Raw genomic sequence first — 25,579 nt, forward strand, 5'->3', positions numbered from 1 at the left:
TCTTTTCTATGGAGGTTCTTATTTAAGTTCAGGCGCCTTTCGATGGTTGGTTGCTTCTTGATAAGCGTAGGCTAGTTTAATCAATGTTGGTTCGTCGAATTCTTTTCCCAGCAGCTCGAGCCCGACTGGAAGGCCGTTGTCACTGAAGCCAGCAGGAACCGAGATTGCGGGGAATCCTGAATAAGGACTTAAGCGATTTGCATTCCCTGCACCCTGGCTTTTGCCTACCTGTGCCGGTAAAGCACTCGAAGTTGGATAGAGCAGTGCATCAAGCCCATGTTCATTAAACGTTGCCATTAAGCTTTCCCTTGCCAATTTAGGACGATTTGTAATAATGTCTTGATATTCCTGATCATTTTCTAATGATTCTCTTTCATTACGGGATTTCAAGCCACTTTCCAGACTTGGATGGAACTTCCCGCTTTCGATAATATCTGATAACGTTCTTACAGGTGCATCCGGTCCAAGGGCAGCCAAATAGTCATTTAACTGAAATTTAAATTCGTATCCGCTTAAGCTTGGATAAGAAAGAATTGAACTAAGATTGGGGACTGTTACCTCGAACACTTCTGCTCCAAGTACTTCCATGTCCGCAATCGCTTGATCCATTACTTTATTGACTTGAGGATCTTTCCCATACAGGTCGCGAATAACGCCTATCCGAGCTTTCTTTAATCCATTTTTCTTAAGGTAATGAGTATAGGTTTTGGGAACGTTTCCGTTACTGGCCTCTGTAACAGGATCTGCTGGATCATAGCCAGCAATGGCATCGAGCACGATAGCCACATCTTCAACGGTACGACCCATCGGTCCGCCGACATCCTGGGATAGTGCAAGCGGAATGATTCCATCCCGGCTTGCAAGTCCCATAGTAGGGCGCAGTCCGACAAGGTTATTAAAGGACGAAGGTATTCGGATGGACCCGCCAGTGTCTGTCCCTAATCCGACAGTGGCAAAGTTGGAAGCAACCGCGGCTGCCGTACCACCGCTTGATCCTCCTGGGTATCTTGTTAAATCATATGGATTATAGGTTTGTCCGCCAAGGGAACTGATGGTTTGGAATCCGAAAGCAAATTCATGCAGATTCGCTTTGCCTAAGATGATTGCACCTTCATCTCTTAATCTTTTAGTTTGATATGCATCATTTAGAGGGACGGAGCCTTCAAGTGACAGAGATCCTGCAGTAGTTTGCATATCGTATGTATCATAGTTATCTTTTAATATAACCGGAATTCCATGCAAGGCTCCGCGAACTTTTCCCGCTTTTCTCTCTTTATCTAGTTGTTTCGCTTCTTCTAATACATTTTCGTCAAGCGTAATGATTGAGTTAATGCTGTCATCATACTCCTCTATCCGATTGAGATAGAATTGAACCAATTCCTCAGAGGTTAACCTGCCGCTCTGCATAGCATGCTGCAATTCAAATATTGTTGCTTCCTCAATCTCAATGGATAAAACTCTTTCAGCGGCGGGGCTTCCTGAATTAGCAACAGCATCTATTGGGGCTGCGTACGCCCCCAAAGCCATTACTAGAGCAATAAAGAAAACTATAAATTTGTTATACCAATTTTTCATACGGGACCCCTTTCATTTTCGGAATAATTAGAATATATCAATCTATATTTATACTGTATATAAGAGGAAGGTAATGAAATAACTGGTTATATAGGGAATATTGGCCATTAGGAAGGATTCATTTTATTCTACTTGAACAGGCAAGTTACGATGCCAAGTGCCTCAATAAGAAGTTTGAGAATTATCTTAAGCCTACCTTCAAGGGGGACTGAATAAAATGATAAAGGGATGTTTAGGAAGTTAACTTAAAGCATGAAAAAATAAAATGTACCCTTTAGAGTAGATAGCTAAAAGTTTTCCAATATAGAGTACTTTATTTGTCGTGATGAAGGAATGAAAGCTGGATTAGCCGAATAAGTCATAGTTATCAATGTGTATTTTCAAAATAAAAGAAGGGAGACAAAATTGTTTAGTTAAATGGGAGACAATCTTATTTTATGCGAAAGAATGACACTTTGTACTGAAGTTATTGCCTCCGGAAATTTCGAATTATCCTGCCATGTTGGAGAGAAGTAGAACTAGGTCAGTAAGTAGTGTGAAATATTGTAGGAACCAATTAATTTTTAGGACCATTAATTTATACCATAATCATTTTTTTTCCTGCTTTAAGTTTTAAAGATTACATTAAACAGTAAGGAGATTGATAGTATGAAAGGTGTAACCAACATATTTTTAGAACAACACGACATGCATTTCCACGAGAACGAATGGTTTGCATCAATAGATCAGGCGCTTCATGGAGTCGTCGCAGCTGAAGCAGCATGGACAAGTTCGGGAATTAGCAATTCGATTTGGCAGATTGTTAACCACTTGATATTTTGGAATGAAGACGTAATCCATCGAATTAATGGTACAGAGAATCCACAAAAGGCAGAAGAAAATGAAACAACCTTTGGAAATCCAGGGAATCCAGAAGACGAAATTGAATGGGCTAGGACAGTGCAGCGCCTTAATGAAGTTATGAATGAATTAAAAACGGTCATTGCGGACCTGGACGATGAAAAGTTAAAAGCTCCTTATGCAGCTGACAGATACTCCATTGAGCGTTTACTTAGCAATATCATGATGCACGATACGTATCATCTCGGCCAAATTGTTCTGTTGCGAAAGTTGCAATCCTCTTGGGGTGGCGTTGATTGGTCCTAAAGAGCCATAATCAATGCCTGTTATTCATCCTAGGACGTAGAAGTAGTGTTGACGTTGCTTAGCCATTTTCATTTTATATGGTAAAACGGTCAAGAGGTCGGAGGGATATTAGGAGCAATTTATATTTCCGCTTTTTGTTATTTGGTGCAAATTGAATATCAAAGGAAAAATTAAAATCGAAATTGGAGCTGTCGTTTAGACAGCTTTTTTTAACCTAAGAAGAAATCGATTAAGTAGTAAACTGATGAAAATAAAAAACTTAAATACTAAAACCATGCCAAAAGGTAAAACTATGGCATGGTTTTATTAATGTTGGAAATTAAACGCATTTACAAAAATAAATTCACGTGATACTATTCAACCAATCAGTTGAATAGTCGAATGGATTTTGGAGGTGGTCTATATAGAAGCTCGGGAATTTAAAGATTTCGTATACGGAGAGTTCGCCCGGATTGGAAAAGCGATTTCCAGCCCAAAGAGAATTGAACTGCTTGACCTGCTAACTCAAGGGCCAAAAACAGTGGAAGCTTTAGCAGCGGATACTCAAATGAGCATAGCTAATACATCCAAACATTTGCAAACCTTGCTTGATGCGAAGGTCGTCACATACTCAAAGGATAAAAACTATGTGATCTATCGACTGGCAAGTGAACAGGTGTTAATGTTTGTTTTGGCTTTAAGAGGGACAGCGGAGGACCGCATATCAGATGTAAATAAAGTTAGGGAAGGCCACATTCTAAGAGAAAATTCACTAAGTTCTATCTCGCTTGAGGAATTAGATGAAAAATTGAATAGGAATGTAATTACCTTATTGGATGTAAGGCCAGTTGAAGAATATAAGCACGATCATTTGCCTCATGCCTTATCAGTCCCTATTTCGGAACTTGAAGACCACCTTGACTCATTGCCAAAGGATAAAGAAATTGTGGCATACTGTCGCGGACCATATTGTGTTTATGCGACTGAAGCGGTAGAACTTTTAAAGTCAAAGGGTTTTCGTGCCACCTTACTTGATGCGGGAATAAATGAGTGGAAGCAGATCCAACATTAAATCATAGGAGCAAGAAAAATGTTATTTCGTCAATATTAAAATGAATCCGTTCCAGCATCATATTAGTTTGGCTGCGCAAGTCTTTCCGCGGAGTGCTTGTAAATGGATTTGCCCGGTTCATGACGGAAAATGTTCTGCCACAGCCAGAGAATTTCAAGGAAATGAGAAAAGAGAATCAAGGAAGGTAATAATTAAAAGCCTGATTTTTTAAAGCTTTCTTCATGGAGGGTTATATTGATGCAACCTAAAATCGGAATTAAGGAAAACATCCTTCAGTTCGTCTTATTAGTTGTAACCAACCTGTTTGTTGGTTCGATGGTCGGGATTGAACGGACAGTTCTTCCTTTGCTGGGAGAGGAACAGTTCGGTCTGGCATCTGCCAGTGCTGCATTATCCTTCATAATCAGCTTTGGATTTTCTAAAGCCATTGTAAACTATTTCGCAGGACAAATTGCGGACCGGCTTGGACGTAAGAAAGTATTATTACTCGGTTGGTCTGTAGGTCTTTTCGTGCCAATCCTCATTATATTTGCACATGCATGGTGGGTCATCATTGTAGCGAATATCCTGCTCGGGATTAACCAGGGACTGGCATGGTCGATGACGGTGAATATGAAAATTGATATATCAAAGACAAACCAGCGCGGTACCGCAGTAGGTTTGAATGAGTTTGCTGGTTATTCTGGTGTGGCGATTATGGCTGCTGTTTCAGGATATATTGCCTCATCTTATTCATTAAGGCCAGAGCCATTCTATGTTGGAATCGCCATTGTAGTGGTAGGGATTCTGCTATCATTAATTGTTAAGGATACAGGAGAGCATTTAAAGCTTCAAATCTTAAGAAATGGAGCAGGAACTTCTGAGCTGACTAAATCAGCAAAAGAAGTATTTGCGCAAACAACTTGGAAGGATAAAAGTCTATCAAGCATCAGCTTTGCTGGATTATCCACGAATTTGAAGGATGGAATGGCCTGGGGTCTATTTCCGATCTATTTCACTGCCGCTGGGTTAACTGTCGGGCAAATAGGTACGATTGTAGCTGTATATCCGGCTGCCTGGGGAATCTTTCAATTATTCACTGGGACATTAAGCGATAAGATTGGCAGAAAAGTACTAATAACATACGGCATGTGGACACAAGCTGCTGCATTATGGTTAATTCTCGCTGCTGATCAATATTGGTTGTGGATTGCAGGGGCAATGTTACTGGGGCTGGGAACTGCAATGGTTTATCCAACATTGCAGGCTGCGATAAGCGACGTTGCTGGACCAGAATGGAGGGCTTCCTCAATGGGAGTCTACCGTTTCTGGCGTGATAGCGGCTATGCATTCGGTGCATTAATGGCTGGTATCATTGCAGATATTTTAGGGGTCAATTGGGCAATTGGGTTAGTTGCATTACTACCTTTTCTTTCTGGCGTGCTTTCAAAAGTGAGACTACAGGAAACGAATAATTATTGATTGGATAGGAACAGTGAACTCATGAAGGTTTCTGCTCCTTTTTGTAATCTATTCAGTATTGGTAAAAAGCAATATGAATTTAATGAAGAGAAGATGTTAAAGGACATTCCAGGGTTTTCGATTCTTTTATTGAGGGAGCTATATTGTAAAAGAAGAAAAAAGTGATTGAAGAATATTTATAAAGTATCTGCGTGCTTCTTCATATTCATTGGTCATCCCCAGACTGCAAAAAGTAGTGGCGTAAAACCACTACTCTCTGACTCAATCTTTATGATCTCCACAATTATGAATCCTTAATGCAACCTTTGCTAATAAAAAAGCCAAAATCAATTCAGGAATCACAACTAAAAAGAACAGAACATTCGCGATCCTATCTGTTGCCTCAGGCTGCCTCGCTATTCCTTCTAAAGCTGCAGCGCCTGCAACCCCAAGACCATAGCCTATTCCTATAAAACCCAATAAAGCCAGCCCAGCTCCTATACAGCATTGGATGAAAGTTTTCATGATATCACCTTCTCTCAATATAGTCATTTAACAATATATTCAAGAGCTCATGAGCCCGCGCCGACTAGTGTCCATCTTTAGCGCTTAAGGTAAAGCTTAATCAGTTCTTGCTCGCTGAGTTTCACCTACGCATCTCCTTAGGAGAGCAAAAAACTCAATAGGTGACTGATCTGGTAAAATAAAAAAACTCAGGGCTATTAAGCCTCTGAGTTTCTTTGGAAATATAGTTATTTGCAAGCTATATGAGAAGAATACTGTTTAAACGTATTTAAAACCGAACCTGTTTCTCTAATTTAGTGGGTCATTTCTTATTCAATGCAGTCCCAGATTAGCGAATTTGCCAGCTTACATTATCCTAGTTCTTCTCAATAAAAAACGTAACGACGACAAACAGGATAAAGGCCAGCAACAGCAATGATCCGCCGACGATGAAAAGGACCATTACGAATGTTTCGCCCAGATTGAATGGGTTGAGGTTGTACATCCACATTCCGACAGTGAGTCCTAGTGCACCGACCATACCGGTAATGCTGTGGATGGATACGAGTTTTTTATATTTGATTTGATAGTTTTTGTAAAAAATACCCCAGGCGAATACGGATAGCCAGCCGACAAGCAGAATATGGGCGTGGATTGGGCGCATGGCATAGTCGCCGGCACCCGCCATATGTGAGCCCATGAAAGTTCCAATCAGTCCAAAGATCGCTGCGAATCGTATTAGTCGAATACTCCAAGTTTGTTCCATTTTTTATTCCTCCGTCTGTTTTTCTATAGGGAGCTTTATTGTAAAAGTCGTACCTTTTTGAAGCTCGCTCTCCACTTCAATTTTTCCGTTGTGCAATTCAATAATATGTTTGACAATCGACAGGCCCAAACCGGTTCCATCTTTTTTGCGTGCGGCATCGACACGGTAAAATCGTTCGAAAATCTTCGAGGCCTGATCCAGGCTCATTCCGATTCCGCTATCCTTGAATGTGATGTTGATGGCTTCATCGGTTTGCGCAAGCTGGATAAAAATGCTGCCTTCAGGTTGATTGTATTTAATCGCATTTGTTAAAAGGTTGTCCCATACCGTCATCAATAGTTCGGGATCAGCAAGAATCGTGGCAGGGGGGAGGTGGTAAGAGATTTCGATCTCCTTTTCCTCCAATCGCCATTGATGCCTTCTGACAGTTTCCTTAATTTGCGTGTCAATCCTTGTAATTCCACGTTTCATCGGATACGATTTTTGATCAAGCGAGGTAAGAAGCAGCAATTGTTTCGTCAAGTTGGACAGCCGCTTGGATTCCTGGTCGATGATTTCAACATATTCACGATGCTCGTCGTCGAGCGCCTGCGTTTTTAACAGCTCCGCGTATCCCTGGATATTCATCAGCGGTGATTGAAAATCATGGGACACGTTATTGATAAAGGATTTTCTTGCTTCATCATTATGCTGCAATTGAACCTGCATCGTGCTGAAGCTCTCGGCAAGCTGGCCGATTTCATCCTTGCGATGGATGTTCAATGGGAAGTTGAAGTTTTCCCTGGTGATTTCCCTGGTTGCCTCTGTCAGCTTGGTGATTGGCTGGATCAAATGTTTGGCAAACCAGATTACCCCGGTAATACTCACGATGGAAACTGCGACAAAAAACCAGGCGAAAATGACATGCACATCGGAGAATAACAATTTGTTATTGGGCCTCAGGTACAACCCATAGTCCTCCTCTCCAATTGTAAAGGGGACTCCGACCGTATTGCCAAGCTGGTTGGAAAAATGACTCATCATCCATGGCGAGGCGGAACTGTCCATTCCATGGTAGATTTTCTTCTGCTCTATAACCCTCTTTGCCTCAGCTGGCAGGTTCTTTTTCGAAAAAGGTTCGCCAAACTCAAACTCCTCGCCAGATTCACTTAAAACATAGATTTGATACCCCAGTTTACTTATGGAATCCAAATAACCCGTGAAACTTAAGTGGGAGGTCGAGTGCATTTGCTCCAGACTTGAAGCAACCTCTTCGGCAACCTTTACATTTTGTGAGTCAATCCGTTCCTTTGTCGAAGTCATATATACCCAGTTGGCAAGTATGAAGGCAATCACGATGCTGATCCCGAGGATTAGCAGGGTGGCGATGATGAACTTCCTGTACAATGTCTTCACTTCAATTCCTCAAGTCTATAGCCAATCCCACGGATTGTTTGGATTTCTACAGTAGCCACATGCTTTTTCAGGCGATCCCGTATCCTGTTGATATGAGTGTTGAGCGTTTGTTCGCTGCCTTCATAATCCGCTCCCCACGCCTGCTCGATCAAATACGCACGAGGGGTTGTTTTATTCAAACGCGATGCCAGGATGCTGAGCAGCTCAAACTCTTTCAATGGAAACAGAATCGTCTCCTGATTGATTTCGACTTCGAAGCTGTTCCGATCAATCTTCATATTTCCCACCAGTATCAAGGAGTCGACAGCACGCTGCATGCGCCTTAGGACGACAGCCACCCTGAACAAAAGTTCCTTCACTTCAAAAGGTTTTACAATATAATCCTCGCTGCCTGACAGGAACCCTTCTTCCTTATCGCTCAGTTGACCCTTAGCGGTAAGGAGGATGACAGGGATTTGCCAATCATCGGTCAGGATTCTTGTCAGCTCGAAGCCATTCATGCCGGGCATCATCACGTCGACAATCGCCAGATCAACATTTTGCCTTTCCAATAAGGATAAAGCCTCCTCGGCATCATTTGCCCTGATAACCTGGTATCCTTCCTGGGACAAATGGATCGTCACGAGTCTTTGGATATTTATATCATCATCAACGACCAGGATTCTCATTGGTCATGCCTCCTTAAAAGGAAGGGGAGAGGAGGCCTCTCCGTTCCTTATTGAATCTCAGGACTTGTTTGTTTATCTTTTTCAAAGAAAAGGATCAGTGCCGGTAAAAGCATGCCGCGGACAAGGAAAGTATCGATCAGGATGCCGACAGCGACCATGAATCCGAAGATGAACAGGTCAGCGATTGGCATCGTCGTCAGAGCAGCGAATGTAGCCGCCAAAATGACCCCTGCTGATGAAATGACACCGCCCGTGTTGCGAATGGAAATTTCCAAAGCATCTTTCACTTTGTGATTCTTACGTTCTTCGATAAAACGGGAAGCCAGAATAATATTATAATCGATTCCCAGGGCCACAAGGAAGATAAAAGCATATACCGGAACACGTGTGCTGATCGCATCATATCCGAACAGGGCGTCAATCAGGAATACACCGAGGCCAAGCGCAGATACATACGAAAGCAGGATGGTGGCCATCATGTAAATGGACATTTTCACACTTCGTGTCAGGACAACGAGCAAACCAAGGATCAGAGCTGTTTCCAGCAGGACGATCTTAAGGATGTCACCGTTGTTGACTTCTCGCTCATCGACAAGCTTCGGCGTGATCCCGCTGAAATAAGCGTCAGCGTTCAGCCCTAAATCATCGAGTATTTGAGGGGCATCGTCCCTTAGTTTTTCGATGTAGTCCATTGCTTCTATTGAGTATGGATTCATATCGAGTGCAATGCTGAATTTTGCCGCTTCGCCATTTTCTGTTAATCCTGCCGGACGAATCGAAGCAATTTCTTTTTCATCATTCAATGTATCGGAGATTTCCTTAACATTTTCTTCAGTTAACTTATTGTCACTTTCAATCAACAGCGTGGTAGGGGCAAGTTCTCCCTTATCATATCTCTGTTCCACTATTTCATAACCGACACGGGAAGGCAAATCTTCAGGGAAGCTTTTCACCATGTCGAATTCATAATCAAGATTGAAGACATTCAACGCGGAAAGGACGAGCAAAATTCCGACAATCCCTCCGGAAAGGCCAGGTTTGTTGACTACAAATTGGGCAATCGGTCCCCAGACCCCATGCTTAACTTCTGTTTCCTTCCCATACCTAGGAACCTTAGGCCAGAAAGCCTTGCGTCCGAATAGGGTGAACAATGCAGGCACCAGGGTAACGGAAGCAAGCATGATGAAGAACATCGCTGTTCCGAAAATCGGAGCAAAGTTCTGATAATCGCGGAAATCGGCGAACAGAAGCACAAGCATCGCAGCCAGCACAGTTCCGCCGGCAAAAAAGACAGGCTCCCCTGTTGCACGCATTGCTTGCTTCATTGCATCGAATTTATTTTCGTAATGATTCAGCTCCTCGCGGAAACGTGAGAAGACAAATAAAGAATAGTCAATGACTGCTGCGAAAAGCAGGATGCTCATGATTGAGGTCGTTTGGTTATTGATCTCCAATCCTCCTGCACCCATAAGGGCAACACTCTGGTTCACAACCTGATACACGATGACTGTCGCCAATAAAGGAATAATCGCCAGCAAAGGTGAACGATAAATGACAATCAGCAGGATCAGGATGATTCCGACTGTAGCAAGTAACAACATGAAATCTGCCCGTTCAAACAGCTTAATGGTATCCCCAGCAATTCCTGCAGGACCAGTAATATAGAAAGAAGTGCTTTCAAGCTTGTCGGCGATACCTGTGCCAATTTCGGTTGCACGGTCATTGATCTCAGCATACTCATCATTGCCCAATCCCTGTTCCAGTTCCATCGGGACAATCATCGTCGATTTATCCTCGGAAATAAAACCGCTCAGTGCCTGAGGCGGGAGAGAACGGGTATCTACGATGTTTCTGATTCCTTCGATATCCTCCGAAATAATGCCATCGAGGATTTGATTCACATCATCAAGATTGATGTCGCCTTTTTCATTATGGAATACAAGAATACCCGGAGTGCCCTGTTCATTCGGGAAAAAATCCTCCGTTTTATTTTGCGCGATGATCGATTTTGCATCATCCGGGAGAGATTGAAAGTTGTTCACTTTGTAATCGCCAAGCTGAGGGCCTGCACTCAAGCCAACCATCAACACTAGCCAGGCGATGATCGTAATCCACATCCCGCGTTTCGTTGAAACCCAGTCGGTGATGGAATAAAGCAATTTCTTCATGAATAATAGCCTCCTATGTTCGTTACTGTATCGAGTTTACCTTCAGCACTCGTTCTGGGAATTTAAGGGGTTAGGGGAGATTAGAACGAGTACTGAACATTGAACATCATAAACTATGAAAATAAACACAACCTCAACTTTCAGTTACAATTCATAAGAGGATTAATCTATCCAAAAGGCGAATGATGTAGTAATGGATAGTAAACAGGAGGCAAGGCATGGACTTCTTTCACAAACTAAAAAGCAAAAAAATACAAGTCAGCAAAACAAAAGAATACGGGAACGATTTAAGAAAAAAATGGGAGGAAGCATTCGTATCGCATTTGAGTCCTATGGAAAAAAAGCAGATTCATCTCCATACAGATAGCGGCTCAAGCGGATTTCTATGGCATGTGTTCAGTTATGAAAAGAGAGTGTGTGAGAAGGAAGAACAAGCGGTACTGGCATTCAATCAACAATATAAAAATACTTGCCTGATATTCTTCCAACATGCGGATGAGGTATTCCTTGTAGAGGAAGTATCCGATTTGAAGGCAGAGGACCTTCTGTTGGCTGATGGGGAGCATGCCGATTTATATATTGTCGATCGAGAATTTAAGTGGACATTTGTCGTCACCCATGAACATGGGTGGATCGGGCCGTTTTTTTGCAAATGTTGAGAAGGTCTCAAATTTTTCAATGAAGAAAAGTGAAAACAGCGAATTTAAAAGTCAAAAGTCCGATTCGATTTCGAATCGGACTCTTGACTATCAGGCTGCTTGTTTAGACTATAATCCAGCGGTTTAAATTACGCCGAACAAACCCCTGCTTTCATTAACATCCCAGCTAATGGACGTTCCATATTGTGTTCCATCCATTGCGCGATTTCAATCAATTCTTCCAATTTAGTTCCAGTATGGATTCCCATGCTGTGGAACATATTGACCATATCCTCGGTACAAACATTTCCGACTGCATTAGGAGCAAAAGGGCATCCGCCGAGACCTGCGATAGAGGAATCGAATGAACGTACTCCTGCGTTATATCCGGCAAGAATATTAGCCAGGCCTAAGCCTCTGGTATTATGGAAATGAAGGCCAAGAGGGATTGATGTGCCAAACGCTTTAGTAAACTCCGATACAGCTGCTTGAACCTGGGCTGGGTTTGCCATGCCTGTTGTATCAGCTAGAGTAATTTTTTCGAAGCCGGCTTCAAGGAAGGCTTCAGCCGTTTTTAGAACCCTGTCAAAAGGGACATTACCTTCATATGGGCAGCCAAATGCTGTACCCAATACACCCACTGCTCTCTTTCCAGCACTGATTCCTGCCTTCATTACCGAGGTTAACTCCTGAGTTGCTTCTTCAACAGTCCTGCGGGCGTTTTTTAAATTAAAGGTATCACTCGTTGTCGTCACTATATGAATCACATCGATGTCTGTCTTTACGGCCCGTTCGAGACCTGACTTGCTTAAAACTAAACCTGCATAGGTAATTCCATTGGATTTGGGAACTTGATTCATTACTTCCTCGGCATCCGCCATTTGGGGAACAACCCTTGGGTTTACGAATGAAACAGCTTCTATATAGGTAATTCCAGAATCGATCAACTTCTCTATCAATGTCACTTTGGTTTCTGTGGATAGAATTTTTTTCTCATTTTGCAGACCATCCCTAGGACCTACCTCGCAAATTTCCAGCATTAAGCATCCTCCTTCATAACATATTCATTTTTTATATCTTCCAAGTGCGCCATGACAATATCACGCCCCTGGTAAACATGCTCATGCATGGCGATTTTCGCTCTATCTGAATCTCGTTGCACTATTGCATCCAAAATCGTTTTATGTGTATCAAGGGACCTGCGGAGCTTGGAAGAATCGTACCAATAAAAAGAACGGAAAACTAAGGGTACAACCACTACTTTTGAAATATGGAAATAGATGTGCTCATTTTTTGAAGCAGTAACAATTGCTTCGTGAAATTGTTGATTTGCATGGACAATCTGTTCAATCGTAGAGGATTTATTTTCAATATAGCTTTCGATGGCTTTTTCATAAAAAAGATTTGCTTCCTTGATTTTGGCAATATCCTCATCATTCCTGTGAATGGCCGCCTGCCCAGCTGCATAACCCTCCAGCAGGGTGCGCAGGTCATAAATCTGCCTAATATCTTCTTGAGTGAATTGGCGCACACTCACTCCGCGTTTTAAAGAAATGATTAATCCTTCAGATTCTAATTGTTTTATCGCTTCTCTGACAGGAGTTCGGCTAATATTTAATTCCTTGGCTAAAGATTCCTCTGTAAGCCGCAAGCCGGGTTCAAATTTACCGGTAAGGATTGCGTCTTTAATAAATTCATATGCACTCATTTCAACACCTCAGTACCATTGTATACAAAAGCTTTTAATTATTGCAAGATTTTTCTGACAAATATACAGAGAACGTTGAAAATATTGGTGATTTTAAAAAACTAAAAATAAATTCTTGATTTATTGTATACAAAGGATTATGATTTTCGTAAGATTTCAGAATTTTGTCATTGTTTAATCAATTGCAAGGAGGTAGTAAATTGGCAGAAGTTAATGCAGCATTACCACTTTCAAACATAAGGGTCATTGAGTTAGGAACTCTTTTAGCTGGACCTTTTACAGGAAGACTCTTAGGTGATTTTGGAGCGGAAGTAATCAAGGTAGAGCCTCCGGGAAAATCCGATCCTATGAGAAGCTGGGGGAAGTCAAAAGATGGAGTCGGCCTCTGGTGGCCTATTCAATCGAGGAACAAAAAATCCATTACGCTTAATCTGAGAGTAGAAGAAGGCCAGGAAATATTAAAGGAATTGGTTAAGGAAGCAGACATTATTATAGAGAACTTCAGGCCAGGAACCATGGAGAAGTGGAATTTATCTTATGAAACACTGTCGGAGATCAATCCAAAATTAATCATGGTGCGTACTTCAGGTTTTGGACAGTCTGGGCCGTACAAGAACCGGGCAGGCTTTGGCAGTGTGGGGGAAGCAATGGGGGGACTCCGTTATGTGACCGGGTTCGAAGACAGGCCACCCTCTCGTGTCGGTGTTTCCATCGGTGATACATTGACTGCGTTATTTGCGACAATAGGCTGTCTTGTGGCCCTGCATGAAAGAGGCAGATCAGGCAAGGGGCAGGTCGTAGATACCGCTTTATATGAATCCGTCTTTTCAGTCATGGAAAGCATCATTCCGGATTACTTGCTGGCTGGTTATATAAGGGAGCGAATGGGCAATATCCTGCCTGGTGTGGCACCATCCAATATTTATTTTACAGGAGATAAAACATACATCGTAATCGGAGCCAATGCGGATGGTGTATTTCGAAGACTATGCGAAGCCATGGAACAGCCTGAGCTGTCTGATGATCCGAGGTTTTCCACACACCATGCCCGCGGTGAAAACATGAAGGTTCTCGATATGCTGATCGAGGAGTGGACTAAATCACTAACGGCTAAAGAAGCACTCAAAAGACTGGACGAGAAGGGGGTGCCATCTGGCCTGATTTATTCCGCCAAGGATATTCTAGAGGATCCACATTACCAGGCACGTGAAATGATCATTAAGATGGAACATCCTCAGCTTGGTGAGTTCCCAATGCCAGGTGTAGTACCGAAACTTAGCCGAACCCCGGGCCAGGTGAAGGAAGTAGGAGCCGAAACGATGGGAAAACACAACGAAGAGGTATACACAGGATTGCTTAAATTTGATGAAGCAAAAATAAGTGAGCTTCGGGACCGAAATGTAATCTAAGGAGGGGAGAACGTTGGGAAAGACCTTATATGAAAAGATTTGGGAGAGGCATACTGTCAAAGAGGAAACTGGGAAACCTACTATTCTGTATATTGATTTGCATCTCGTTCATGAAGTGACATCCCCTCAGGCTTTTGAGGGACTAAGACTCAAAAACAGGAAGGTAAGAAGGCCAGATTTAACCATTGCGACAATGGATCATAGTATCCCAACCAGGAATAGGTTGCTTCCTATTAAAGATGAGATTGCAAAAAAGCAAGTTGAAGCATTGGCTGAAAACTGCAGGGAGTTTGGTATTAAGCTGTTTGACTTATTCAGTCCTAATCAGGGGATTGTTCATGTGATGGCACCTGAGCTTGGCCTTACGCAGCCAGGACAAACAATAGTCTGCGGGGATAGCCATACCTCTACACATGGAGCCTTTGGAGCATTGGCTTTTGGCATTGGAACAAGTGAAGTGGAACATGTTCTGGCAACTCAGACACTTAAACAATATAAGGCTAAGACACTTGCAATAAACATCGAAGGGAATCTTCCACTTGGTACAGCTGCCAAAGATTTAATTCTAGCCATCATCGGAAAATTCGGGCACGACTTTGCTACAGGATATGTTGTTGAATATCGTGGGGAAGCGATTAAAGCGCTTACGATGGAAGAGAGAATGACTATCTGTAATATGTCCATTGAATTCGGGGCACGGGCAGGTTTAATTGCACCAGATCAAACGACACTTGACTATTTGAAAGGAAGGGAGTTTGCACCTCAAGGGGAAGAATGGAGTGAAGCAGAGTTATTCTGGAATCAGCTCTATACTGATGAGGATGCGCGATTTGATTTAGAAGTTCAGTTTGATGCCTCCACTGTTGTCCCGCAGGTTACCTGGGGAACGAATCCTGGACAGGTTTGCGGAATTACAGAAAGTGTTCCAAATCCGCAGGACTTTGCTGAAGGGAAAAGAAAGGGTGTGGAAAAGGCACTCAAATATATGGGGCTTGAACCTAACACTCCAATCAGTGAAATCCCTATAGACACCGTGTTTATCGGGTCATGTACAAACAGTCGTCTAGAAGATTTGAGGAGAGCGGCAAAAATTGTTAACGGTTACAAGGTGAACGAACATGTCCGTGCTCTTATCGTCCCTGGGTCTCAGCTTGTAAAAGAGCAGGCTGAAGCAGAAGGGATTGACAATATATTCACCGATGCTGGTTTCGAATGGCGTGAGGCAGGTTGCAGTATGTGCCTTGGGATGAATGATGACATTGTCCTTCCTGAAGAGCGATGTGCCTCCACTTCCAACCGCAACTTTGAAGGACGCCAGGGCAGAAAGGCCAGAACCCATTTAGTCAGCCCGGAAATGGCGGCAGCTGCAGCGATCACCGGGTACTTTACCGATGTTAGGAATTGGAAAGTAAAAATGGATGAGGAGGTAGGATCTTGAGTGAGGCATTTGTAATTCACACAGGAAAGGTTGCTCCGTTGGATCATGAGAATATTGATACTGACGCAATTATCCCAAGGCAATTTTTAAAACGGATCGAACGTACGGGATACGGACAATTTCTTTTCCATGAATGGAGAGAACAGCCTGGATTTGTCCTTAATGATCCAGAGTACAAGGATGCATCCATTTTATTGACCAGAAAAAACTTTGGCTGCGGTTCTTCTCGGGAGCACGCACCCTGGGCGCTGACAGACTTTGGATTCAAGGTCATTTTGGCTCCTTCGTTTGCGGATATCTTTTATAACAATTCCTTTAAAAACGGCCTGTTGCCCATTGTTTTAGAAGAATCATTGATTGATCGCCTTTTTAAGAATGCTTCTGAGAAACCCGGATATAAATTAACGGTAGATTTACAAGAGCAGAAAATCAGCGATTCTGATGGAGTCTTTGCTTTCTTTGAAATTGAAGCTTATAGAAAGGAACTTTTAATAGAAGGGTTGGATGAGATTGGCACAACCCTTAAGGATGTGGAGAAGTTACTAGAATTTGAGAAACAGCATCGGATTTTTTATTCGATGGTGTGATCTATAAATTAATAACTATAAAGGCGGGTGGCGTAATGAAAACGAAGGAAATCAAGGAACCTATTCGTAAAAAATGGATTTGGATCCTGCTTGCTCTAAATGTGTTGCTGGTCGTGCCATGGTATTTTCCTAAGGGCGATGTTCAGCCGATTATCCTGGGCTTTCCGGTTTGGGCTTTCGTATCATTGGTTTTTTCACTTATTTTATGTGGTTATTCAAGCTGGCTCTGCATCACACAGTGGAATATTGTCGAGGACATTGAAGAAGCAGATAAAAAGAAGGAGGCAAATAAATGAATCTAACCTTTGCCGGTCCAGATGGAATTATCATTTTGAGTGTATTTGCCATTGCCATGTTATTAATCGGGTATTTTTCCGGTCGCGGAGAAACAAATTTGCATCATAGTCTTTCAAATTATTATTTAGCTGGAAAAAATCTTGGTTTTATTGCCTTATTCTTTACGTTATACGCTACGCAATACAGCGGAAATACCATCGTAGGTTATGCACCAACAGCCTACAGAACGGGATTTTCATGGCTGCAGTCCATTTCCTTCATGACAATCATCATAGGCATTTACTTGCTTTTCGCACCTAGACTCTATGTCATTTCCAAACGTCAGAATTTCGTAACACCGACAGACTGGCTCCAGTTTAGATTTAAATCCAAGGCTGTCACATTATTAAGTATATTCCTGATGCTGTGGGGCCTCGGCAACTATCTGCTTGAACAGCTTGTGGCAATCGGGCAGGCAGTATCGGGAATGACCGGCGGGACCATCCCTTATGAAATTGCCGTATTAGTCTTTGTTGTAGTTATGCTGGTTTACGAATGGATGGGCGGGATGAAGGCAGTTGCGTTCACAGACGTCCTCCAGGGAATCATCCTTATGATTGGTATATTTGTATTCCTTGGCGGAGCCCTCTACCTTGTCGGCGGCCACTTTCCGGATGTTACTAGATTTATTGCAGACACCGAGCCAGCAAAAGTGGCGGTACCAACAATGGATATTTCCATTAACTGGTTTAGTATGCTAGTTCTTGTAGGTCTTGGGGCTTCTATCTATCCTCATGCTGTACAGAGGATTTACTCTGCTGAAAGTGAGAGGACCCTTAAGAAATCTTTTGCCAGAATGGCATGGATGCCGCCAATCACAACGGGTCTTGTATTCGTTGTAGGTATCATTGGTCTAATGCTGTATCCGGGTCTTGATAAGAGTGGTTCCGAGCAGCTAGTTGGATTGATGGCTAATGATATTGCAGCAATTAATCCCTTCTTCTATTGGATGATGATCATCTTCTTTGGGGGAATTGTGGCTGCGATTATTTCCACTGCTGATTCTGTATTATTAAGCTTTTCATCAATGTTATCAAATGATGTTTATGGAAAATTCATTAACCCGGGCGCCAGCGAACATAAAAAAGTTATGGTCGGAAAAATCGGCGGGATTATTGCAGTCTTTGGATTGCTGTGGATAGCATGGAATCCTCCAGGAACATTGTATGATATTTTTGTACTGAAGTTTGAATTGCTTGTTCAGGTATTCCCTGCCTTCGTCCTTGGACTTTATTGGAAGCGCTTATCAGGAAAAGCTGTGTTTTGGGGAATGCTTGCGGGAGCAGTACTTGCTGGCTTCCTGACTCTTACTGGCCATAAAACGGTGTTTGGGATCCATGGCGGGGTCCTTGGATTAGGATTGAACTTCTTTGTATGCCTGGTTGGTTCACTGATCATTCCTGCAACAGCTAAATCTTCACTTAAGGATGAAGAACTGGCTGTACTGGAAATGAGGGCATAAAGACAAAAATCCTTTTAATAAAAGAGATGATGCAATTGAATTTGTTATTAAAAAATAAGGCGGTTGAAGTGAAGGAGCCATGGCGAATGCTGTTATGGCTCCTTGCCGCTCAAATCATGGTGGCTTTTATCGGAAGGAGCCTGGGACCGCTGGGAGTGTTAATCGGTATGGACCTTTCCCTCTCAAAGGCGCAAATTGGGCTGCTTCCTTCTGCATTATTTTTAGGGCAGTCGATAAGCTCTATTCCTGCAGGTTTTTTGGTTGACCGCGTCGGTTCGAGAAAGCTGTTATTGATTATTTCCCTTTGTACCGGAATCAGCTTTTTATTCATGACGATGAGTTCCCAATTTGCGTTGATTATGATATTGGTCATGATAGGCGGTTTAGGCTATGGAGCCATGCATCCGGTTACGAATAGGGGAATCATATACTGGTTTTCACTGAAACAGCGGGGAACCGCTATGGGAATTAAACAAACTGGGATAACTGGAGGGGCAGCATTAGCGAGTCTATTGCTCTTACCTGCAGCAGTAGCGTTTGGGTGGAGGCCAGTTCTCTTTTTTGCCTGTTTTCTGCTTATAATAATTGGATTCGCAGCGTTTAAAGGTTATCGGGACCCTTTGGTAGCACAAACCAGCAAACAGGGTTCCATTAAAAGTATGTTTAGATCTCTATTACAATTATTCCGACATAAACAGCTTTTATTAGTAAGCCTCAGTGCCACTGGACTGAATGGCTCACAAATGTGCTTAACCACATACTTGGTTCTCTTTGCACATGAACACTTTCACCTTTCTATCGTCATGTCAGGGATGCTGCTGTTGATTTCTGAAGTAAGCGGCTCAGCTGGCAGGGTAGCATGGGGCATGATCAGTGACAGGATTTTTAATGGGAGACGGATTATCATTTTGATCATGATTGCCATCATAACGGCAATATGCAGTGTGACCGTAACATTTTTACCCCAGCATACTCCTTTTATAGGGCTCGTTCCAATTATCTCACTATTTGGGTTTGCCGTTTCAGGTTTCAATGGGATCTGGATGAACTTGGCCTCTGAACTTGTCCCAAAGGAGTTTGCTGGAATTTCGAGTGGGTTCAGTATTTTATTCGGTTCTGCCGGAGTAATCATCATGCCGCCTTTATTCGGATATCTCATCGACAGGAGCGGCACCTATATGTATGGCTGGTATTTTATTAGCTGCTTGATGATAGCAGTGTTAATTTTGCTTTTTATTTTGAGAAAACAGCAACAATCAGTTTCAACGATAACTGAGACATAAAGGGAGGAGCCTTCATTGAAATTTAATCCTGACGACCTTTCTACAAAGGAAATGTATAAGCTATTGACCGGTTCAGTTGTTCCGCGTCCAATAGCATGGGTTTCAACCATTTCTGAAGATGGCGTGCACAATCTCGCGCCATTTAGTTTTTTTACCGTTGCTTCAAGACAACCCCCTATGCTTTGTATTTCTATCGGACCTGGGGTAGGTGAAAGAGAAGGCACTGAAAAGGATACATTGGTTAATATTCGTTCAAGCAAGGAATTTGTCATCAATATTGTTAGTACGCCACTCGGTAATGAAATGCAAAAAAGCTCAGAAAATCTTCCGGAAAAGATTAATGAATTTGATGAAGCAGGACTTTCTGACATTAAAAGTGATTTGGTAAAACCGATGAGGGTCAAAGAATCACCGATTAATATTGAATGTAAGCTTGAACAAATTATCCCGCTTGGCAGTGACAATCTTATTATTGGAAGAGTAGTAAATTACCATATCCGTGATGAATTTTATCTTGGAAATTATAAAGTTGATTTAGAGAAACTTCAGCCGCTTGGAAGGTTGGCGGGGAATTACAGCGAAAGTAAAGAATTTTTTACGCTGCCCAGATGAATGGGTTAAGCCATCCCTATGATTTGCGCATTGGATATCGAAACGTGACAAAAAGAGACAAACTGAGAATTCTTTCTCGTTTTGTCTCTTTTTAATCTCTTAAATTCATCTTTTATTCTACTTAAATGATTATTTCCTTAAAATCTTTTCCATCGCTTTTCCCTTTGCCAATTCATCGATCAGCTTGTCCAAATAGCGAATTTCCCTCATGGTCGGTTCTTCGATTTCTTCCACTCGAACACCGCAAATGACACCTTTGATTAAAGTCCTTGAAGGATTAAGTTGGGGAGCGTCGGCGAAGAAGGTCTCAAAGTCTGTCTGTTTTTCCAGCTGTGATTCCAACTCTTCCTGTGTATAACCGGTCATCCAACGCATGATTTCATCCACTTCAGTTTTTGTACGTCCTTTTCTTTCCGCCTTCTTCACATAATGAGGATATACACTTGCGACACTCATTGTAAAGATTTTATGTTTGCTCATGGCATATTCTCCCTGATTTCTTTTACTTAATTATATTATGAAAAATAAAGCTGTTTCAAACGGGCTTTTTTATCATAGCACAAAGGAAATTGACTCAAGGGGAAGAATAGTAAAAGCATATGGCTTTGTAAAACGGAAAAAAGGGGTGTGGTTATTGGCTGAGACAGGGCTTGCCAGGAAGGGGAAAAAATACCCCAAATCTTTCTTCAGTGAAATCACTTTCTTACGATTACTTCGCTTTGTATTCTTTCTGACACTTTCAATGTTTGTAGTGTACATCTATCTTCTCTATCTTAGTGGAGATCTTCTGAAAACGATTCTTGGGATCTGGAGCAGCCATAAAAAGGGCATTATCTCCATTTCTATTCTCCTGTTCTATTCAGTTAGTATCTATCAGCTCGGTGTTTGGAGAGGGAGAAGAGGTTAGCAGCTTATGCTTTTGTAGCAGGCGAGTTCATGCTTTTTATTGTGGATCCAAAATGCTAACTTGGTCAGCGATCAGAAACCATCGTCCTTTTGTCCTAACCATCTCTAGCCCTTAATTACCCCTTTGGCAAAAACAACTAGTATAATAGATTTAAAATTAAGAAAATTCGGTTAAATATTTGCTATTAATCCTTTCGTTCCCCTAACATTATATTGTAAACAAATTGGAACAGGAGGGAATCATATGAAAAAATTCGTACGTACCGGGCTGTTTGCTTTGCTCAGTGTGTTATTGCTGGCCGGTACAATGCCTGCAACTGGATTAGCTAAAAAACCTGAGTTCAGTTATGAACAGTACAGCCAGGTTGATGTAGGAAAGGATGGCATGGTTGCGACTGCCCATCCGCTTGCATCCGAGATAGGTGCTGAGGTACTTCGCAAAGGCGGGAACGCGATTGATGCTTCGGTTGCGATTCAGTTTGCCTTGAACGTAGTAGAACCGATGATGTCCGGAATCGGCGGCGGCGGTTTCATGATGGTTTATGACGGTAAAACAAAGGAAACCACCATCGTCAACAGTCGGGAGCGTGCTCCTGAAGGGGCGACTCCAGATATGTTCCTGGATGAAAATGGGAATCCGATTCCTTTTGGAGAACGCTCGACCGGTGGAACTGCAGTCGGAGTGCCAGGCACACTGAAAGGCCTTGAAACAGCACTTGATATGTGGGGAACACGTCCGCTCCAACAGCTGATTGGCCCTGCCATCAAGCTGGCTGACAAAGGATTCCCGATTGATTCAGTCCTGGCAGAAGCGATTGCCGATAATCAGGACAAGTTATCAAGATCGGCAGCCGGTGAAGTTTTCTTGCCAGCAGGGAAGCCGCTAAAAGAGGGGGATGTCCTTATTCAGGACGACCTGGCTAAAACGTTCAAGCTGATTCGTTCAAATGGAACGGATGCACTTTATAAAGGAGAGATCGCAGAGGCACTAGCTGGTGTGGTACAGGACTTCGGAGGCTCAATGACTTCCGAGGATTTGGCAAAGTATGATGTAACAGTTGATGAGCCGGTTTGGGGAGATTATCAGGGATACAAAATTGCCAGCATGCCTCCACCGAGCTCAGGCGGTGTCTTCCTGTTGCAAATGCTGAAAATATTGGATGGTTACAATCTGTCCCAATATGATGTCAATTCAACAGAAAAATATCATCTTCTAGCCGAAGCCATGCATCTTGCATATGCTGACCGCGCGGCATACGCAGGAGATCCTGAATTCGTCAATGTTCCAGTAAATGGACTTCTTCACCCTGATTACATCAAGGAACGCCAGGAGTTGATCAGCCTTGATTCTGTCAACCAGAATCCAACAGCCGGAGACCCTTGGAAGTATGAGAATTCAGAAGCCAATTACTCACAGACAAGCCAGCCAAATGACAGACAGTATGGAGAAACAACCCATTTTACTGTAGCTGACAAATGGGGAAATGTCGTCTCCTACACAACAACGATTGAACAGGTGTTTGGAACGGGCATCATGGTCCCTGGTTATGGATTCATGCTGAACAATGAATTGACCGACTTTGACGCAGTCCCTGGCGGTGCCAATGAAGTTCAGCCAAATAAACGTCCATTGAGCAGCATGACACCGACGATCGTTTTTGAAAACGACGAACCAGTCCTGACGGTTGGCTCCCCGGGAGGACCGACGATCATCACCTCCGTGCTGCAAACCATCCTCCATGCAATCGAGTATGATATGGAGCTGAAGGAAGCAGTCGAACAGCCTAGAATATACACCAACAATCTTAATTCGTACCGATTTGAAGAAGGTATCAGCACTGATACCATAAACGAACTGAATGCGATGGGCCATAAATTTGGTTCTAGCCCGACGACAATTGGCAATGTCCAAAGCATCTTGATCGACCGTGAAAACGGTACGTTTAAAGGTGTGGCAGACTCAAGCAGAAATGGCGCAGCAATTGGAGTCAATCTTAAAGGCAACCGAAAATAAGCATGAAAGGAAGGAGCGGGGTTTTCCGCTCCTTTTTTTTGCCTTTATAGGCTATGCCAATTTGAGTCTAACTAGAAAAATCAATTTAGTCCTTTTTTATTTTTAGTTATGGTTTATTTTTATGTAAGAAGGGAATACATATCAGGGGAATTTTCGTCTATATGTATAGGAGACGTTTTTGAAGTTTACTGATCACCATTTAATTTTAACAGAGCCAAATTCCTAAACTTTTGCCGCCGCAGTCAGCTACTCCGATATACATATAATAGGAAAGAAATAAGCGAATACATAATATCACTTCTAAACTACTTGTTAGATTAGTATATAATAGAAAGATAAATTTACAGTCTTTTTATAGAATATTAAATAACTTTACATTAGCTTAAAAATCTTATAGAATGTTTGAATGGCTTGCATAATCTTAAAAGCTATTAAAACAGTAGACGATAGAAAGCGGGGAGAAAAAGGTGTTTAAAAAATTTAATAAAAACCACATGAGCCTTTTCCTACTAGCTGTTGTTTTATTATGGGTGAAAACATATCTAGTACAACATTTAGAATTCAAACTAGGCTTGGATAATAACTTACAAAAATTTTTATTGTTTCTGAATCCGTTAGGTTCCGTCATGTTATTCTTAGGTTTCTCTTTATTGTCAAGAAAAAGGAAATTCTTATGGCTCATTGTTTTTGACTTTATTTTGAGCTTCTTACTATTTGCAAATGTTGTGTATTACCGATTCTTTAGTGATTTCATTACGATTCCAACAATTTCGCAGACGCAAAACTTTGGAGATGTAAGCACGAGTGTGTCATCTCTTTTAAAACCGTATGACTTTTTGTTTTTCCTGGACACGCTCATTGTATTAGCTGTTGGATTGTTTTTCAAAAAAGAGCGTACGAGCGGAATGGTAAACCGCAGAAGTGTTGCAACTGTATTTATCGCAGCCATCCTGATCATGTCAGTGAACCTGGGACTAGCAGAAAAAGATCGGCCACAATTACTGACAAGAACTTTCGACCGCAACTATATTGTTAAGTATTTGGGGATGTACAACTATACCGTTTATGATGCTGTACAGAGTGTCAATGGCTCGATGAAAAGGGCAATGGCTAGTACGGATGATTTAACTGAAATCCTCAATTACCAGAGAACAAATTACGCAAAACCGAATCCGGAATATTTCGGTGCGGCAAAAGGAATGAATGTTGTATACTTCCACCTTGAATCAATGCAAAATTTCTTGATTGACTACAAACTTCACGGTGAAGAAGTAACACCTTTCTTGAACTCTTTAACAAGAGATGCAAATACCCTGTATTTTGATAACTTTTTCCATCAGACAGCTCAGGGGAAAACATCTGATGCCGAATTCATTCTCGAAAATTCCCTATACGGACTCCCACAAGGGTCTGCATTCTCTACTAAAGGAATGAATACGTATCATGCCGCACCGGCTATCTTAGGCCAAAACGGATACAGTTCAGCTGTTTTCCACGGAAACAACGGATCGTTCTGGAACCGTGATGAAATTTATAAATCTTTTGGCTATGAAAACTTCTTTGATTCAAGCTATTACACATTGAATGAAGAAGATCTTGCAGAGTATGGGTTAATGGATAAGCCTTTCCTGAAGCAATCACAGCCTATGCTCGAATCATTGCCACAGCCATTTTATACAAAGTTAATTACTGTATCCAACCATTTTCCTTATCATATGGATCAGGAAAAAACTACGATTGAACCTCATACTACTGGAGATGCATCCGTTGATTCATACTTCCAGACAGCACGATATGCTGATGAGGCATTAAAAGAGTTCTTTGACTATCTAAAGGAAACCGGACTATATGATAACACCGTTGTTATCATGTACGGTGACCATTATGGCATTTCCGATAATCATAATAAGGCGATGGAGCAAGTATTAGGCAAAGAAATTACACCATTCGAAAGTGCCGGCCTTCAGCGCGTACCGTTATTAATGCATGTACCTGGAGTCAAAGGTGGCACAATGCATGAATATGGCGGACAAATCGATCTGATGCCGACTCTTATGCATTTATTGGGAATTGATACTAAGCCTTACCTGCAAATGGGTACAGACTTACTATCAGAAGAACACGATGAGCTAGTGCCATTCCGAAATGGTGATTTCGTAAGTCCAACTACCTCTTACATCAACGGTAAGTATTATGACTCAACAACCGGCACTGTGATAGAGGAAACAGAAGAAGCAAAACATCAGAAGGAAATCACTGAAACCATCCTGAATTACTCTGATAAGGTTGTAGAAGGTGACCTTTTACGTTTCTACACTCCTAAAGATTTTGTCCCTGTAGATCGTTCACAGTACAATTATAATAAGAAGACTGAACAGAATAGCGACAAAACAGAGTAATCTTTGAAAAGCTGCCGAGCCTAAGCCTGGCAGCTTTTTTGTATACATAAAAGGATGGATTTCACCTGCTTTGT

Annotated in this window: 23 protein-coding genes; 14 read left to right on the forward strand and 9 right to left on the reverse strand. The window is 42.1% G+C overall.

Annotated features, from left to right (window positions below):
• Window positions 1–18: 18 nt before the first annotated feature.
• The gene (locus tag M3593_RS10635; RefSeq protein ID WP_251541521.1) at window positions 19–1,575 is read right to left on the reverse strand and encodes an amidase family protein; all 1,557 of its coding nucleotides are present in this window, start codon (window positions 1,573–1,575) and stop codon (window positions 19–21) included.
• A 648-nt stretch (window positions 1,576–2,223) separates the two neighbouring features.
• On the opposite strand from M3593_RS10635, the gene M3593_RS10640 reads away from it, so the two are divergent.
• The 3 genes from M3593_RS10640 (at window position 2,224) to M3593_RS10650 (ending at window position 5,233) form a co-directional block, all read left to right on the forward strand.
• Window positions 2,224–2,721, forward strand: coding sequence for a DinB family protein (locus tag M3593_RS10640; protein WP_251541519.1), 498 nt, complete (start codon window positions 2,224–2,226; stop codon window positions 2,719–2,721).
• A gap of 394 nt (window positions 2,722–3,115) precedes the next feature.
• Window positions 3,116–3,772, forward strand: a complete 657-nt coding sequence (locus M3593_RS10645) for an ArsR/SmtB family transcription factor (protein ID WP_251541518.1) — start codon at window positions 3,116–3,118, stop codon at window positions 3,770–3,772.
• 237 nt (window positions 3,773–4,009) lie between these two features.
• The gene (locus M3593_RS10650) at window positions 4,010–5,233 is read left to right on the forward strand and encodes an MFS transporter (protein WP_251542304.1); all 1,224 of its coding nucleotides are present in this window, start codon (window positions 4,010–4,012) and stop codon (window positions 5,231–5,233) included.
• Window positions 5,234–5,494: 261 nt separating this feature from the next.
• Here the strand turns inward: M3593_RS10650 and M3593_RS10655 are convergent, their stop codons facing one another.
• The 5 genes from M3593_RS10655 to M3593_RS10675 form a co-directional block, all read right to left on the reverse strand.
• A complete protein-coding gene (locus M3593_RS10655) occupies window positions 5,495–5,737 on the reverse strand; it encodes an ATP synthase subunit c family protein (protein ID WP_222125061.1) in 243 nt (80 codons plus the stop codon).
• A 355-nt stretch (window positions 5,738–6,092) separates the two neighbouring features.
• The gene (locus M3593_RS10660) at window positions 6,093–6,482 is read right to left on the reverse strand and encodes a hypothetical protein (protein ID WP_144475784.1); all 390 of its coding nucleotides are present in this window, start codon (window positions 6,480–6,482) and stop codon (window positions 6,093–6,095) included.
• Between the two features lie 3 nt (window positions 6,483–6,485).
• A complete protein-coding gene (locus M3593_RS10665) occupies window positions 6,486–7,877 on the reverse strand; it encodes a sensor histidine kinase (RefSeq protein ID WP_251541515.1) in 1,392 nt (463 codons plus the stop codon).
• Complete coding sequence (locus M3593_RS10670) at window positions 7,874–8,545, reverse strand: response regulator transcription factor (RefSeq protein WP_251541513.1); 672 nt, start codon at window positions 8,543–8,545, stop codon at window positions 7,874–7,876. Before M3593_RS10670 ends, M3593_RS10665 begins: the two co-directional genes overlap by 4 nt.
• Before the next feature lie 47 nt (window positions 8,546–8,592).
• Complete coding sequence (locus M3593_RS10675; protein WP_251541512.1) at window positions 8,593–10,713, reverse strand: MMPL family transporter; 2,121 nt, start codon at window positions 10,711–10,713, stop codon at window positions 8,593–8,595.
• 218 nt (window positions 10,714–10,931) lie between these two features.
• Between M3593_RS10675 and M3593_RS10680 the strand changes: the two genes are divergently transcribed.
• Entirely contained in the window at window positions 10,932–11,372 is a 441-nt protein-coding gene (locus M3593_RS10680) for a DUF4275 family protein (RefSeq protein WP_251541510.1), read from the forward strand.
• A 128-nt stretch (window positions 11,373–11,500) separates the two neighbouring features.
• Here the strand turns inward: M3593_RS10680 and M3593_RS10685 are convergent, their stop codons facing one another.
• Complete coding sequence (locus M3593_RS10685; RefSeq protein WP_251541508.1) at window positions 11,501–12,391, reverse strand: hydroxymethylglutaryl-CoA lyase; 891 nt, start codon at window positions 12,389–12,391, stop codon at window positions 11,501–11,503.
• Entirely contained in the window at window positions 12,391–13,059 is a 669-nt protein-coding gene (locus M3593_RS10690) for a GntR family transcriptional regulator (RefSeq protein WP_251541506.1), read from the reverse strand. Before M3593_RS10690 ends, M3593_RS10685 begins: the two co-directional genes overlap by 1 nt.
• Before the next feature lie 200 nt (window positions 13,060–13,259).
• Here M3593_RS10690 and M3593_RS10695 point away from each other — a divergent pair, with 200 nt between their 5' ends.
• The 7 genes from M3593_RS10695 to M3593_RS10725 all read left to right on the forward strand — a co-directional run bounded on the left by M3593_RS10695 (window position 13,260) and on the right by M3593_RS10725 (window position 20,186).
• The gene (locus tag M3593_RS10695) at window positions 13,260–14,468 is read left to right on the forward strand and encodes a CaiB/BaiF CoA transferase family protein (protein ID WP_251541505.1); all 1,209 of its coding nucleotides are present in this window, start codon (window positions 13,260–13,262) and stop codon (window positions 14,466–14,468) included.
• Between the two features lie 13 nt (window positions 14,469–14,481).
• Entirely contained in the window at window positions 14,482–15,906 is a 1,425-nt protein-coding gene (gene leuC, locus M3593_RS10700; RefSeq protein WP_251541503.1) for a 3-isopropylmalate dehydratase large subunit, read from the forward strand.
• Window positions 15,903–16,493, forward strand: coding sequence for a 3-isopropylmalate dehydratase small subunit (leuD, locus tag M3593_RS10705; protein WP_251541501.1), 591 nt, complete (start codon window positions 15,903–15,905; stop codon window positions 16,491–16,493). The genes leuC and leuD overlap by 4 nt, the downstream gene beginning before the upstream one ends.
• Window positions 16,494–16,528: 35 nt before the next feature.
• Complete coding sequence (locus M3593_RS10710) at window positions 16,529–16,789, forward strand: hypothetical protein (protein ID WP_251541499.1); 261 nt, start codon at window positions 16,529–16,531, stop codon at window positions 16,787–16,789.
• Window positions 16,786–18,291, forward strand: a complete 1,506-nt coding sequence (locus M3593_RS10715; RefSeq protein ID WP_251541497.1) for a sodium:solute symporter family protein — start codon at window positions 16,786–16,788, stop codon at window positions 18,289–18,291. The genes M3593_RS10710 and M3593_RS10715 overlap by 4 nt, the downstream gene beginning before the upstream one ends.
• Before the next feature lie 86 nt (window positions 18,292–18,377).
• Window positions 18,378–19,574: an MFS transporter gene (locus tag M3593_RS10720; RefSeq protein ID WP_251541496.1), complete on the forward strand. Its 1,197-nt coding sequence runs from the start codon at window positions 18,378–18,380 to the stop codon at window positions 19,572–19,574.
• Window positions 19,575–19,589: 15 nt separating this feature from the next.
• A complete protein-coding gene (locus M3593_RS10725) occupies window positions 19,590–20,186 on the forward strand; it encodes a flavin reductase family protein (RefSeq protein WP_251541495.1) in 597 nt (198 codons plus the stop codon).
• A 129-nt stretch (window positions 20,187–20,315) separates the two neighbouring features.
• On the opposite strand, the gene M3593_RS10730 is transcribed toward M3593_RS10725, so the two are convergent.
• Window positions 20,316–20,666 carry a DUF2200 domain-containing protein gene (locus tag M3593_RS10730; RefSeq protein ID WP_144475700.1) on the reverse strand — a complete coding sequence of 117 codons (351 nt, stop codon included), beginning with the start codon at window positions 20,664–20,666 and terminating at the stop codon, window positions 20,316–20,318.
• 154 nt (window positions 20,667–20,820) lie between these two features.
• On the opposite strand from M3593_RS10730, the gene M3593_RS10735 reads away from it, so the two are divergent.
• From M3593_RS10735 to ltaS, 3 genes are all read left to right on the forward strand, one after another.
• Window positions 20,821–21,093 carry a hypothetical protein gene (locus M3593_RS10735; protein WP_251541494.1) on the forward strand — a complete coding sequence of 91 codons (273 nt, stop codon included), beginning with the start codon at window positions 20,821–20,823 and terminating at the stop codon, window positions 21,091–21,093.
• A 243-nt stretch (window positions 21,094–21,336) separates the two neighbouring features.
• Window positions 21,337–23,106, forward strand: coding sequence for a gamma-glutamyltransferase (gene ggt / locus M3593_RS10740; RefSeq protein WP_251541493.1), 1,770 nt, complete (start codon window positions 21,337–21,339; stop codon window positions 23,104–23,106).
• Between the two features lie 494 nt (window positions 23,107–23,600).
• A complete protein-coding gene (gene ltaS / locus M3593_RS10745; protein ID WP_251542303.1) occupies window positions 23,601–25,505 on the forward strand; it encodes a lipoteichoic acid synthase in 1,905 nt (634 codons plus the stop codon).
• Window positions 25,506–25,579 lie beyond the last annotated feature (74 nt).

This window comes from Mesobacillus sp. MER 48, assembly GCF_023714225.1.
Lineage (GTDB): Bacteria > Bacillota > Bacilli > Bacillales > Cytobacillaceae > Mesobacillus > Mesobacillus oceanisediminis_A.

What these genes read in the sequence shown, in the direction of transcription:
- M3593_RS10720 (WP_251541496.1), top strand. Translation starts at nt 18,378, where the DNA reads ATGCTGTTATGGCTCCTTGCCGCTCAAATCATGGTGGCTTTTATCGGA.
- M3593_RS10675 (WP_251541512.1), bottom strand. Translation starts at nt 10,713, where the DNA reads ATGAAGAAATTGCTTTATTCCATCACCGACTGGGTTTCAACGAAACGC.
- M3593_RS10660 (WP_144475784.1), bottom strand. Translation starts at nt 6,482, where the DNA reads ATGGAACAAACTTGGAGTATTCGACTAATACGATTCGCAGCGATCTTT.
- M3593_RS10670 (WP_251541513.1), bottom strand. Translation starts at nt 8,545, where the DNA reads ATGAGAATCCTGGTCGTTGATGATGATATAAATATCCAAAGACTCGTG.
- ltaS (WP_251542303.1), top strand. Translation starts at nt 23,601, where the DNA reads ATGAGCCTTTTCCTACTAGCTGTTGTTTTATTATGGGTGAAAACATAT.
- M3593_RS10635 (WP_251541521.1), bottom strand. Translation starts at nt 1,575, where the DNA reads ATGAAAAATTGGTATAACAAATTTATAGTTTTCTTTATTGCTCTAGTA.
- ggt (WP_251541493.1), top strand. Translation starts at nt 21,337, where the DNA reads ATGAAAAAATTCGTACGTACCGGGCTGTTTGCTTTGCTCAGTGTGTTA.
- M3593_RS10640 (WP_251541519.1), top strand. Translation starts at nt 2,224, where the DNA reads ATGAAAGGTGTAACCAACATATTTTTAGAACAACACGACATGCATTTC.
- M3593_RS10650 (WP_251542304.1), top strand. Translation starts at nt 4,010, where the DNA reads ATGCAACCTAAAATCGGAATTAAGGAAAACATCCTTCAGTTCGTCTTA.
- M3593_RS10730 (WP_144475700.1), bottom strand. Translation starts at nt 20,666, where the DNA reads ATGAGCAAACATAAAATCTTTACAATGAGTGTCGCAAGTGTATATCCT.
- M3593_RS10710 (WP_251541499.1), top strand. Translation starts at nt 16,529, where the DNA reads ATGAAAACGAAGGAAATCAAGGAACCTATTCGTAAAAAATGGATTTGG.
- M3593_RS10690 (WP_251541506.1), bottom strand. Translation starts at nt 13,059, where the DNA reads ATGAGTGCATATGAATTTATTAAAGACGCAATCCTTACCGGTAAATTT.
- M3593_RS10680 (WP_251541510.1), top strand. Translation starts at nt 10,932, where the DNA reads ATGGACTTCTTTCACAAACTAAAAAGCAAAAAAATACAAGTCAGCAAA.
- M3593_RS10715 (WP_251541497.1), top strand. Translation starts at nt 16,786, where the DNA reads ATGAATCTAACCTTTGCCGGTCCAGATGGAATTATCATTTTGAGTGTA.
- M3593_RS10655 (WP_222125061.1), bottom strand. Translation starts at nt 5,737, where the DNA reads ATGAAAACTTTCATCCAATGCTGTATAGGAGCTGGGCTGGCTTTATTG.
- M3593_RS10685 (WP_251541508.1), bottom strand. Translation starts at nt 12,391, where the DNA reads ATGCTGGAAATTTGCGAGGTAGGTCCTAGGGATGGTCTGCAAAATGAG.